The sequence below is a fragment of the Mesorhizobium sp. M1A.F.Ca.IN.020.03.2.1 genome (assembly GCF_004023205.1).
Classification (GTDB): domain Bacteria; phylum Pseudomonadota; class Alphaproteobacteria; order Rhizobiales; family Rhizobiaceae; genus Mesorhizobium.
This window is the reverse complement of the sequence record NZ_RZSV01000187.1, coordinates 1-11,548: the sequence shown is the minus strand read 5'-3', so window position 1 is coordinate 11,548 and position 11,548 is coordinate 1. Positions and strand designations below refer to the sequence as shown.

The 11,548-nt window shown below is 61.4% G+C and carries 13 protein-coding genes; 12 read left to right on the top strand and 1 reads right to left on the bottom strand.

Annotation, left to right across the window (positions count from 1 at the left end):
• The 10 genes from EOA79_RS24120 to EOA79_RS24070 all read left to right on the top strand — a co-directional run.
• Positions 1–582: hypothetical protein (locus EOA79_RS24120; protein WP_206639260.1), on the top strand; the 582-nt coding region annotated here is incomplete at its 5' end.
• 67 nt (positions 583–649) lie between these two features.
• Entirely contained in the window at positions 650–1,777 is a 1,128-nt protein-coding gene (locus EOA79_RS24115) for a hypothetical protein (protein WP_128293355.1), read from the top strand.
• Between the two features lie 111 nt (positions 1,778–1,888).
• The gene (locus EOA79_RS24110) at positions 1,889–5,185 is read left to right on the top strand and encodes a hypothetical protein (RefSeq protein ID WP_128293353.1); all 3,297 of its coding nucleotides are present in this window, start codon (positions 1,889–1,891) and stop codon (positions 5,183–5,185) included.
• Positions 5,186–5,217: 32 nt separating this feature from the next.
• Complete coding sequence (locus tag EOA79_RS24105) at positions 5,218–6,282, top strand: acyltransferase (protein WP_127335227.1); 1,065 nt, start codon at positions 5,218–5,220, stop codon at positions 6,280–6,282.
• Between the two features lie 100 nt (positions 6,283–6,382).
• Positions 6,383–7,102: a class I SAM-dependent methyltransferase gene (locus EOA79_RS24100; RefSeq protein ID WP_127335226.1), complete on the top strand. Its 720-nt coding sequence runs from the start codon at positions 6,383–6,385 to the stop codon at positions 7,100–7,102.
• A 61-nt stretch (positions 7,103–7,163) separates the two neighbouring features.
• Positions 7,164–7,886 carry a glycosyl hydrolase 108 family protein gene (locus EOA79_RS24095; RefSeq protein WP_128293352.1) on the top strand — a complete coding sequence of 241 codons (723 nt, stop codon included), beginning with the start codon at positions 7,164–7,166 and terminating at the stop codon, positions 7,884–7,886.
• Positions 7,883–8,086, top strand: a complete 204-nt coding sequence (locus tag EOA79_RS24090) for a hypothetical protein (protein ID WP_128293350.1) — start codon at positions 7,883–7,885, stop codon at positions 8,084–8,086. Before EOA79_RS24095 ends, EOA79_RS24090 begins: the two co-directional genes overlap by 4 nt.
• A gap of 100 nt (positions 8,087–8,186) precedes the next feature.
• Complete coding sequence (locus EOA79_RS24085) at positions 8,187–8,426, top strand: hypothetical protein (RefSeq protein WP_128293348.1); 240 nt, start codon at positions 8,187–8,189, stop codon at positions 8,424–8,426.
• Between the two features lie 232 nt (positions 8,427–8,658).
• Positions 8,659–8,943, top strand: a complete 285-nt coding sequence (locus EOA79_RS24075) for a hypothetical protein (protein ID WP_127335382.1) — start codon at positions 8,659–8,661, stop codon at positions 8,941–8,943.
• Positions 8,944–9,204: 261 nt separating this feature from the next.
• Positions 9,205–10,089: an RNA ligase family protein gene (locus EOA79_RS24070; RefSeq protein WP_128293347.1), complete on the top strand. Its 885-nt coding sequence runs from the start codon at positions 9,205–9,207 to the stop codon at positions 10,087–10,089.
• On the opposite strand, the gene EOA79_RS24065 is transcribed toward EOA79_RS24070, so the two are convergent.
• Positions 10,086–10,658 (bottom strand): hypothetical protein, encoded by a 573-nt coding sequence (locus EOA79_RS24065; RefSeq protein ID WP_128293346.1) that lies wholly within the window; start codon positions 10,656–10,658, stop codon positions 10,086–10,088. The genes EOA79_RS24070 and EOA79_RS24065 overlap by 4 nt on opposite strands.
• 11 nt (positions 10,659–10,669) lie before the next feature.
• Between EOA79_RS24065 and EOA79_RS24060 the strand changes: the two genes are divergently transcribed.
• Together EOA79_RS24060 and EOA79_RS24055 are read left to right on the top strand one after the other, a co-directional pair.
• Positions 10,670–11,002, top strand: a complete 333-nt coding sequence (locus EOA79_RS24060; protein WP_128293344.1) for a hypothetical protein — start codon at positions 10,670–10,672, stop codon at positions 11,000–11,002.
• 360 nt (positions 11,003–11,362) lie between these two features.
• On the top strand, positions 11,363–11,548 hold a 186-nt coding region (locus tag EOA79_RS24055), incomplete at its 3' end, for an FAD-dependent oxidoreductase (RefSeq protein WP_128293343.1).

Genomic DNA, 11,548 nt, shown 5'->3' with positions numbered 1-11,548 from the left:
GTCATCGAGCACATGGAAAGCAAGCTGATTTCCAACACGGAAGCTGGCACGTCGGGCAAAAACCTAATCAAATCCGATGCTTTTCAGTCGTTCCTAGGGAAGAACTATACCGCGCTGCGACAGGTGTTCAGCGATCAGGAACTGGGGTCGATGCGCGCCATCGCCCAGGACCTGAAGCGCGCCAACCGGTCGATTGCATCTTCGAAACTGCCGGGCCGCTCGAACACAGCGCAGGATCTCTCGGCCATGGCGTCGGCCGACCTCAAGCCGACGCTGCTCAACAAGATCATCACGCATGCCATCGGCGGCGGCGCCGGTTTTGCCGCCCTCGGCGATGTGCTGACGCCTGGTCTCGGCACCTTGGCCGGTATCGTCGGCACTCACGTTCTCGGCGGCATGCGAGAGGCTGGCATCCGCAACGTCGAGGACCTTATCCGAGACGCGATGCTGAACCCCGATCTGGCGAAATCACTCCTGATGAAGGCGCCGAAGAAGATCGACACCGGGTCGGAACTCACACTGGCGAACAAGCTCCGCCGCGTCGGCATGTTTTCGGCCGTGCAGAACAGCGGCCAGCAGTAGCCAGGCCAAAGATCAACAGGACTTTTGAGGGCGCTCTTTCGGGCGCCCTTTTTCGTGGAAAGCGCCGATGCCCTCAACTTTCACGCCAAACCTGAACCTCGAGCTCATGGCGACCGGCGAGTTTCCCGGTACCTGGGGCCAGCGGCTCGACAACAACGTTTTCAGCATTTTGGATGCCGTGCTCGGCAACACGCTTGCGCTGCCGCTGACTAACGTTAATGTCACGCTCAACACCGCGCAGAGCCAGAACAACTTCATTGATCTCAGCGGCACCCTCACCGGCAACGTCCAGATCATCTTCCCCCAGATCGGCCGAACCTATTTCATAAGAAATGGCACGAGCGGCAACTTCACCGTCACACTCAAGACCAGCGCGGTCGGTGGTGCCACGGTGGTTATCCAGCAAGGCCAGAGCGGGATCTTCGTTCTCAACGGCACAGACGTTCTTGCTGTTTCCAACACGTTCTACTCGCCGACTTTGACCACGCCGACGGTCACAGGCTCTCTCACCGTAAGCAGCACGGACGCGAGCGCGGCCGCCAATCCCATAATCGACCTGTTTCGGGATACGGCGTCGCCAGCCGCAAGCGACGTGCTTGCCCAAGTCGAATGGAACAGCCGAGACAGCGCAGCGAATAAGCAGACCTATGCCGCAGACGATGTGCAGATCACAAGTCCGACCTCTGGGGCGGAATCTGCAGTCCGGCGCCTATGGTCCGTCATCTCAGGTGCGCTTGCGGTTCGGTTCAATATCGGCGCGGGGCTCTACAGCCAGGGCGTGACCGGCGGCGACAAGGGCGCCGGGACGATCAATGCTGGCGCCTACTACGCCAACGGCACCGCGCTCGCCATCACCAGGATATTCGACAGCGGGCAGCAGACGATCACCTCCGGGGCTGCCTTGACCTTGCCGCACGGGCTTGGTGTCCAGCCGAAGCTCTATATGGCGGTTCTGCAATGTGTCTCGGCAGAGGGCGGCTTCAACGTGGGCGACGAGACACAGTGGCCGCCTAACGGGAGCAACGACGGGTCCGGCAGCGCGAACGGCTACATAATCGTCCCGGACCCCACGAACATGAATATCCGCTTCGGCAACAACAACCCTTGCATGACCCCCATGCCACGAAAGGATAATGGTGCGGACTTCGATCCTACACAATCCAAATGGAAGCTCGTGGTGAGAGCTTGGGGATGATCCAGCAACGCCACTGACTGAAAAATAAGGGCCGCGCGAAGCGGCCTTTTTCTTATTCCGCGTCTTCTCCAAAGCAAAGGACGTGCCTTCACCGGCGCGAGCGTATCGCTATTGGCAAACACGACCTTCGACCAACTTCCCGCCAGCGCAGGCCTCTCCGGCAACGAGATCGTGCCGATCGACACCCCTATCGGGGGCGGCAACTATGTCACCGGGCGCACCACGGCAGCCGCAATCGCCAATCTTGCCTCAGCGGTCGGCCCGGTCGTCCTGGCCGATGCGAGCCCGCTCTATGCGGAAGGCCGCATACTCGCCGGCACGCCCGGAGACATCAGCGTCACCGATGGCGGTCCGCTCGCGAACATCGCCGTCGACCTCGTCGATACCACTGTTGCCCCGGGGACCTACGGGAACACGAGCGCAATCGCGCAGTTCACCGTCGACCAAAAGGGCCGGATCCAGTCGGCCGGCAACATCGACATCACCGGCACCTATCAGCCGCTTTCGGCCAACCTGACCTCGTGGGCAGCGATCACGCGCGCTGCCGGCTTCGACGCGTTCACCGCGATCCCCTCGAGCGCAAATCTTCGGGCGCTGATGACCGATGAGAGCGGCACGGGATCGCTCTATTTCCAAAACGGCAATCTCGGCACGCCGTCAGCTGGCGTGCTCACCAACGCCACGGGACTGCCTGTCACCACCGGCATTTCCGGCTTTGCGACGGGCATATCCGCATTCCTGGCCGGAGGGACCAGCGCCCAGCTCGCGGCGGCTGTCACGGATGAAACCGGCTCCGGGTCACTGGTTTTCGCCACGTCTCCGGCGCTGGTGACGCCAAATCTAGGGACGCCCTCAGCCGCGGTCCTGACCAATGCGACAGGCCTGCCGGTGTCGACCGGTATCTCCGGCCTTGCCACCAACATGGCTGCATTCCTCGCCGGCGGCACGAGCGCTCAACTCGCGGCTGCGGTGACCGACGAGACGGGCTCCGGTTCCCTCGTCTTCGGCACGTCGCCAACCATATCGCTCGCATCGGCGTCGACGGCCGTCACCCAGGCGCTCGGCGATAGCTCCACCAAACTCGCCACGACCGCTTTCGTGCAGGCCGCCGTCAATGCCACGACCACCATCCCAGCATCCAAATACGCCACCACGGCCGCCCTGCCATCCGTCACCTATGCCAACGGCACCTCGGGGGTCGGCGCCACGCTGACAGCGACCGCCAACGGCGCGCTCTCGATCGACGGCACCGCGGTTTCGGTCAACGATGTCCTCCTGATCAAGAACCAAGCTTCGACCTTCCAGAACGGCATTTACACCGTCACGGCGACCGGCAGCGCCGGTGCGCCGTTCGTGCTCACCCGGGCCACCTATTACGACCAGTCGACCGAGATTAACCTCGGCGACAACACCTTTGTCAGCGCTGGCGCTACCCTTGCCGCCACGACCTGGCAGCAGAACGGCACCGAGCAGCCGGTGATCGGTACAAACCCGATCACCTTTGCTCAGGTCGCCGGCACAGGCACCTATACCGCTGGCAACGGTCTTTCGCTCACCGGGACCCAGTTCGCCATCGACACGACCGTCACGGTCGACAAGAACACGGCGCAAACCCTTACCAACAAGACGCTCACCTCGCCGACGCTGACGACGCCAGCGCTTGGCACCCCGGCTTCGGGCGTGATGACGAACGTCACCGGCCTACCGCTCACCTCGGGCGTCACTGGCCTCCTGCCGATCGCCAATGGCGGCACGAATGCCGGCGATGTAGGCACGGCGCGGCTTAATCTCACGGTGCCCGTCTACGTGGCCAACATCGCCGCCCTTCAGGCGCTCGATACCACGAAGGACACAGTTGCCATCGTGACCCAGACGGGGCGAGCGGGCACCTTCGTCTGGACATCCGGCAACTTTTCGACCCAGATCGCGGCCGATACTCTACAGGGCATCTACGTGAAGGCGACGGCCATCGCGTCGAGCTCCGGCGCGTGGGTGCGCGTGTATGCGTCGCCAGCGTTCGCCAAATGGTTTGGAGCAGTCGGAGACGGCTCGACTGACGATGCTGCGGCCATCAACGCCGCCCTCACTGTCGCCGGCGTTGTGGCGCTGGACAATCTGGTCTACGCGGTCGGCAGCACCATCAACATCAGCACAGACGGGCAAGCTTTGAGCGGGCCACCGGATCGCCCCGGCGGGACCTTCAACGCGTCTACAACGACCGGCGCCGCCCTGAAATGGATCGGCGCAACTGGCGGCATCGTGGTTATCCTGGGCAGCCAGACCGCTGGCGTAGACATGCATGGTGGCGCGCTGCAAAACGTCCAGATCGACTGCGGCGCGGCCGCTAACTACGGCCTGCAGGTCAAGACGATCGATAACGCAACGGTCGAAAGGATCAAGATCCATAATGTTCGGGACAATGCCTCAGCTGCGGGGCTCAACCTCACTTCGAACGTCAACGCGTTCTCGCCGATAAACTGCATCCATAACTGCTCGTTCCGCGACATCGCCATCGCGACATCGAATTCTGGGTTCGGCATCTACAACAATACCCTCGGTACGACAGGCGGACAGAACACCACCAATTGCGTGTTCGACAACATCCACGTCACCCACAAGAATAATACGGGCTTCCAGTTCTCCGCGATCGACACCTCAGTGCTCACGCGCATGGCAACGAGCAGGCTGGCCGGTGGTACCGGCTCCAATCTCTACCTCGATGGCAATGCCGCCTCGGGCAAGATTGTCGAGGGCAACGTCTTCGACCTGTTCCATCCCTACTGCGCGGACGGAACGCCGCTGATCTATGCGGACGGCCAGTATTCGAGGCAGAACAAGGCGATCTTCACAGGGGTAGACGCGTTCGCGATCCCCCAGATCATCAATGGCGCGGAGATATTCTTCGAGTTCACCGGCTCGGGGTATTCGGGAGTGATTGCGACGGAAGCTCCGTTCAATCGCGTCCCTCCACTCCAGATCACCAACTACGATTCCAGCGATCCCACCAAGCTCGACTGGTACGAGGAAAACACATGGACACCGGGCCTATCGTTCGGCGGCGGCACGACGGGTCTGACTTACACCACGCAATCAGGCTGGTATCAACGGATCGGACGCACAGTCCTGTTGCACTTCCGCATCACCATCAACGCGAAGGGGTCTTCGACGGGGGCGGTGCTCTTGACTGGCCTGCCGTACACGTCCGCAGCCCAGTTCGGCGGCTGTTTCATTGATTCCTATTCGGGCATGTCGGGGCTTTCCGGGGGCATTCTCGGGCAGACCACCAACAACAGCAACACCGTCGCGCTGAACACCAACTCAGCCACGGCATCGGTGGCGTTGGCCGATACCAATTTTGCCAACGGCTCTGCCATTAACGGCACCATTCTCTATCGAGTGGGCAGTTGATCTGGGCTTGCCGCTGCTCTAGAGGTGCCGGTATGCGGCCGAGACTTGACGGGTTGGATTCGTTACGGGGCATGGCGGCCGTTTCTGTCGCCATTTTCCACAGCGTCGTGCTCCTCGACCTTAGCAACGGCAGGCCACCGGAATGGTTCATGCAGTTGCACATCGCGGTGCCGTTGTTCTTCACCATTTCGGCGTTCGCCTTATGCGCCGGCTATTCGGCGAGCCTAAGTTCTTGGCGCGGTGTCCGCGAATTCTACTGGCGGCGCTATTTTCGGATCGCACCGCTATTTTACGTCATGGCGACGGTGTGGACCTTCTACACGTCGTCCTACCCCAGCATTGAAGACGTCGTTCTGAACGTTGTTTTCGCGTTCAATTTGCTGCCGGGGAAAGATGGCAGTCTGGTTGCCGCCGGATGGTCGCTCGGGGTCGAGATGCTGTTTTATGTTTTCTTCCCGTTGCTGCTGTTGGTCCTGCGAGATGTGCGTTCGGGCGCCGCTGGCCTCGTGGCATCAACAGTGATTGCGGCCGCGGCTGCGGTGTTGATGGCGTCGGTGCCTGACCGCTTCGGGTGGCATTTCTTCGTCGTTCAAGGCCCCTATTTTGTCGGCGGGATCCTTCTATTCCACATCTTCGAGCGAGTGGCACGCAACACCGTTTCGGAGCGCCGCACGTTGGCTTTGCTTTTGATGGCGTCGGTGATGCTCGCTTTGTCCGTCCTGGCGATGGTCGACCGCCATGCATTGACCTTCATGGGCTGGTACGCCCGCGAGAACATCATAGGGCTCTTGCTAATGCCTTTGGTGCTGGCCTTTGCGGTCTTCCCTTTCCCCGCACTGGTGAACCGGGCCACCATATTCATCGGCACGGTCAGCTACGGCGTATATCTAATCCATCCGTTCGTGATTGCGACGCTTGGTAGGACGGTGGCTCAACACATGGCCGGAAAGCCGGCTTGGCTCGTCGTGATCACGACGATAACGACCGTTCTGAGCGTGACCATCACGGCTGCTGCGGTAACGTATTTCGGGTTTGAGAGACGCGTCAGCAACTTTGGCCGTCCGGCTCGAGTTGAAGCATCGTTCTCGGCCGTGTAGGCACTCACCCGGACGTTCAAAGTGCCAGCACGGCGCAACTAGTATTTCTTCCCGAAACTTGCTAGCCACTTTGGCCTTAGGTTTCGGGAGCAGCGTCATTATGACGGAACAGTTCAGAATCGTTCGTGACGCGGCAGAAATATCAGAGCTCTCTAAAAAGACGCGCTCGCCACTGGCTGATCTGTACTTTGCCAGGACCTCAACCGCGCCATCAATGAAATGGCTGCATTACCTCGACATCTACGACCGATACTTATCCGCCTATCGAGACTTGCCGGTCCGCTTCCTTGAAATCGGCGTCGCGGATGGCGGATCATTCAACGTCTGGCGCCCCTATTTTGGCGACCGGGCCGTTCTATACGGCATCGACATCAGTGACAGCAGTATCGATAAGGTGAACGCGCTGGGGATTGGTTGCCATGGGCGCGTCGGGAGCCAGGCCGATCCTGAATTCCTCGCCTCGGTCGTTTCGGAGATGGGCGGTCTCGATATCGTCGTTGATGATGGCAGCCACATAGCTGAGCACCAACTTGCGAGCTTCCGCACGCTATTCCCGCTGCTTTCGGATGGTGGCCTTTATATCTGCGAGGACCTGCACACGTCGTATTGGGATGACTGGCAGGGGGGCCTACGCCGGCCGGGAACGTTCATCGAGGTTGTCAAGGACATCATCGACTGCCTGCACAAATGGTATTACCCGATCGACAACGCGATGGTGGACATGGACCTGCATACCAAGGTCCCCGCGGTTCACGTTCACGACAGCATGGTGGTCATCGAGAAGGCCAAGGTTGACCCCCCGGTCATGCTGATCAAGTAGGCGCTACAACAAAGGCTCGCTTCGGCGGGCCTTTTTCTTATCCACGACACAAGAGGCTAACATGGACCGCAATTTCCAGCGGGCGCTTTCGCTCGTCCTCAAAACAGAGGGCGGCTGGTCGGACAATCCGGCGGATCCTGGGGGCGCCACCATGAAGGGCGTCACGCTCGCCAATTTTCGCCGCTACGTCCAAGCCAACGCGACCAAAGACGATCTGCGCAACATCACCGATGCGCAGCTCGCAGTCGTCTACCGGAAGTTCTACTGGGACGCGATCGCCGGCTCCGCTCTTCCCGACGGCATTGACTACGCCGTCTTCGATTTCGCCGTGAATAGCGGGCCCGATCGGGCGGCGCGGTATCTGCAGGCGGTGCTCGGCGTGGCTCAGGATGGCGCGATCGGCCCCGCGACGCTTGCCGCGGCGGCTGCCAAGCCTGCCGGCTTCGTGATCGACCACGTCTGCGACGCGCGCCTCGCCTTCCTCGAAAAGCTGCCGACCTGGCCGACCTTCGGCAAGGGCTGGTCCGCGCGCGTTGCCTCGGTCCGGACGGAAGCGCTGAAGATGACGGCGCAGACCGGCCAGCCAGCGGCGCCAGCACCGGCGCAGCCCGTCCCGGCGCCGAAACCACCGGTCGTGCCGTCCGCCCCTCCTGTGGCCGCCAGCAAGCCGCCCAAGCCTGCCAGCCGCGCCGCCGGCATCGCAGCCCTTCTCGCCCTCGCCGCCATGGCCGTGTCCGGCTGGTGGCATCACGTCGTCACCTTCATCCAAGGGTTCTTCCAATGACCGCTGTCATCGTCCGCATCATGCTTCGGTATGCCGCCGCCATCCTCGTCACCCGGGGCCTGATCGGCTCGGATGACGCCTCCGCATTCTCGACCGATCCCGACATTCAGATGCTGATCGAAGCCGGTCTGGGCGTCGTCATCGGGGGCGTCGCTGAAGCCTGGCATTGGGCGGCGCGCAAGTTCGGCTGGGAGCACTGATCATGGAGCAGCTGTTCGCCGACGTCATCCGCCCTTGGCTCCCGGTCGTCGCCGCCATCGTGGCCGGCACGGTGGCCTATTTCGTCATGAGGCATTTCGCATGAGCGCCCTTTTCGCATGGCTTTTCACCAATCCGACCGTGCTGGCGATCGGTGCAGCCGTCATCGCGGTCGTCGCCGCCTGGTTCAAAGGGCGGCTCTCAGGCGCGCAAGCGGAGCGCAACAAGCAGGCGGCCGATCAAGCTGAAGCGGCCAGCGAGGCGCAGAAGATCGATGACGCCGTCGCCGGCCGCGCGCCAGACGCCAACAGAACGGAGCTGGGCAAATGGTCCAAGTCATGAGGCGAAAGCTCCAAGTTTGGGCCGTCCCGCTGCTGGTTGGCCTCTCGGCCTGCACCACGACCGGCGGCTCATTCTGTGCCGTCGAGCACCCGATTCGGCCGACGAAAGCAGAGGTGGCAACCCTTTCGGACGCCACTGTCGCGGCGATCCTGGCCCACAACCGGAAGGGCCGGCGTCTTTGCGGCTGGAAACCATAGCAATCGACAGTGCATTGAGAAGGCTGACTGAAACAATGGCGGACGAACACATGGATACCGGCGATCTTCGGGCTCGCGTGGTCGCTCTCGAGAACTGGCGCGTCCAGCGCGATATCGAGAGCGCGCGTCACGATGAACGGTGGAAAAACATGGACGCGAAGATCGGGGACATGGGCAAGCAGATGGAAGACAAGATCGACAGCGTCGAGGAGAAGGTCGACAAGATCTCGAGCGACATCTCGCGCGTCATGTGGATCATCATCGCCGGCATCATCATGGCGATCGTCACCTTCATGGTGAAAGGTGGTTTCGCCCCCTGATCTGGTTATCCACAGGCTCGGCCGCGGTTCGGTAAAAGTCTACCGGACTGCTTAAGGTCCCGGTGAGGTGCTGACCTGCATGATCCTCGCGTTGCCTGAGACGTGTGAACGCATCCCGGTTCACTCCTCGCATCCCTGCCCGCTGCTTCGGCAGCGGGCTCTTTTTTCATTTCAAGCGTCATTTCAAGCGGATTTCGCTAAAATACCCGGAACCGATCCCCTGCCCTGCAGCTTGAATCTCGGTTGCGGAGTAGCGAGTGCATGCGTAACGTCAGAGAGCGGCTGAAGTTCGTCAAGCCGCTGGAGCCTATTCAGGTCGAGACGCCACCGGTCAGCGACGACTGGCTGCACGAGATCAAATACGACGGCTTCCGTACCCAGCTGATCCGCGATTGGGCCGGCGTGCGGGCGTTCTCCCGCAACGGCCACGACTGGTCGCAGCGCTACTGGCCGATCGTCAACGCGGCCGAAAAGCTGCCGGCCGAGTCGTTTATCATCGACGGTGAGATGATCGCGCCAGATCCCGACGGGCGCCCGAACTTCCACGAGATGCATTCGCGCATGACTTGGAATGCCGAGCTGCTCGCCTTCGTCGCCTTCGATCTCCTCTACCTCGACGGCGAGCACGTTCGGGTTCTCCCGCTGATCGAGCGCAAGGCGAAGCTCTGGAACCTGATCAAGCCGGCCAAGGGCATCATCCAGTATTCCGACCATGTCGAGGGCAACGGGGCTGCCTTCTTCGAGGCCGTCGAGAAAATGGGCCTCGAGGGCATGGTGTCGAAACGGCGGACCAGCAGCTATCGCAGTGGCAAGCAGGATTTCTGGGTCAAAACCAAGTGCTGGGAGGTCGGCGACTTCGAGCTGCTCGGCATCAAACGAGAGCCCGGCAAGCCGGCAGCCGCCCTCATGGCGCGTGACGGCCGCTACGCGGGCGCCGCAGCCGTCACGCTGCCGGCAGGCCTGCGCGAGAGGCTCTGGCAGCGCGTGCAGCAGGGCAAATCGGGCAAGCCGCCGCGGCCGGTGCCCACCGCAGTCGCCGGCGGCGATGTCGATTGGGTCAAGCCCGGGATCAAGGCCAAGGTGCGTTTCCTGCGCGGCGAGCACAAGCTGCGTCACGCGACGGTGCAAGGGTTCTCCGAGGGCTAGACCGCCCCAATCCATTGCTTTGGGGGCTGTTCCATGTGCTCTGGCCATCGGATTGCCTTGCCAGGGTGTTCTAAGGCGAAGGTCAGCCACAACAAACACTTCCTTGTATATTCGAAATAGGCCTCTTGCGCCCTGAGGATCACTGGGTCGACTGCCTTCCACTCTGTTGGGCCGCCATCCGGGCGCCAATGGATATCCCTGGTGCTGGTGAACCTGAGCATGCCGTCGAAATTGGCCCACTGTGCATGCGCGTATTGGTTCCGGACGGTCTTGCAATAGCGCATCGCGCCGATCGTCTCTCCGAACTTGGGCTCAAGCGTCTTCTCGACCATGATATGGCGGACCAGCCGCCCTACGACATCGAGCCGAGTGCCCTCGTCTTTGATCGTGTGGAGCGCGTCCAGCACGGCCCATTTGTGGCCAAGAGCGAGACCCCCAACCAGACACAAGCTAATGTCGAGTTCGCTATAGCCGATCACCATGAGCCCGATGAGCCGGGCTTCCTCGGGGTAGGCTTCGTGCGCTGGGTTGATCATCTCTGGACCGTTGTAAGATTCCGCGGAACTCATATATCCGGCTGATGTTCAAGCTGCCAGAGATCACCTACCCCCTCTCGATCGACACTATCGGCAAGATGCTGGCGCTTGGTCACGAGATGACGGCTAACTGCCTCAACACCGGCTGCGGCCAGTCGAGCCGCGTCAACCTCGTGGCGCTCGGCCACCGAATCGGCTTCGACCATTCCTGCCTTGCACAGAATCTGCAGCGCCATTTCTACTGTCCGAAATGCCGTGCCGCCGGCCGCGACGATAAGCGCGTCGGCTTCATCCACCTGACGCTTAGCAACCCGCATTCGGAATGGCCTCGTGAGCGTGAGCAGTGGCGGCAGCAGATAGGCCGCCGGGCCGGATAGAGTTCAAAGTTTCGCGGTTTGTCCACACCCGCACGAAACATGTGGGAAACTCTGAACTCATTGGCCGCAAAGGTTTTCCCTTCGGCCTGTCACGCCGGAGGTCGCGGGTTCGAGCCCCGTCACTCGCGCCAGTCTTTCAAGGGTTTAGGCCCTGCTCTTCAAAAGCTTGAACTTTCATTTTCCGGAGAGTTTCAACTTTTTGTATTCGCTACGGCCAACATTCGCGATCCACCGCGTCTGAATGGGCGACTACGGGAGCCGCTCGTCAGGCGCCTGTGCTCCACCTTCCCCCTGAACTGCCTCAAGAAAGGTTGGCTGCCGGTGGGCCATAGCTGACGCAGCCTTTTCAGGATTCTCCCCTTGCCTACTTTCCCGTTCTCCGAAGCAGATCCGATTCAATTTCCCGGCCCGCCCCCAAAAAGCGCTGACGTGGTCATTATCGGCGGCGGCGTTATCGGCGTTGCGACAGCGCTTTTTCTTGCGCGGCGCAACATCTCGGTGACGCTGTTGGAAAAGGGACGCATCGCTGCCGAACAGTCCTCCCGC

Excerpts from the sequence above, each read along its gene's own strand:
- EOA79_RS24115 (WP_128293355.1), top strand. The coding sequence starts at position 650 with ATGCCCTCAACTTTCACGCCAAACCTGAACCTCGAGCTCATGGCGACC.
- EOA79_RS24105 (WP_127335227.1), top strand. The coding sequence starts at position 5,218 with ATGCGGCCGAGACTTGACGGGTTGGATTCGTTACGGGGCATGGCGGCC.
- EOA79_RS24100 (WP_127335226.1), top strand. The coding sequence starts at position 6,383 with ATGACGGAACAGTTCAGAATCGTTCGTGACGCGGCAGAAATATCAGAG.
- EOA79_RS24095 (WP_128293352.1), top strand. The coding sequence starts at position 7,164 with ATGGACCGCAATTTCCAGCGGGCGCTTTCGCTCGTCCTCAAAACAGAG.
- EOA79_RS24090 (WP_128293350.1), top strand. The coding sequence starts at position 7,883 with ATGACCGCTGTCATCGTCCGCATCATGCTTCGGTATGCCGCCGCCATC.
- EOA79_RS24085 (WP_128293348.1), top strand. The coding sequence starts at position 8,187 with ATGAGCGCCCTTTTCGCATGGCTTTTCACCAATCCGACCGTGCTGGCG.
- EOA79_RS24075 (WP_127335382.1), top strand. The coding sequence starts at position 8,659 with ATGGCGGACGAACACATGGATACCGGCGATCTTCGGGCTCGCGTGGTC.
- EOA79_RS24070 (WP_128293347.1), top strand. The coding sequence starts at position 9,205 with ATGCGTAACGTCAGAGAGCGGCTGAAGTTCGTCAAGCCGCTGGAGCCT.
- EOA79_RS24065 (WP_128293346.1), bottom strand. The coding sequence starts at position 10,658 with ATGAGTTCCGCGGAATCTTACAACGGTCCAGAGATGATCAACCCAGCG.
- EOA79_RS24060 (WP_128293344.1), top strand. The coding sequence starts at position 10,670 with ATGTTCAAGCTGCCAGAGATCACCTACCCCCTCTCGATCGACACTATC.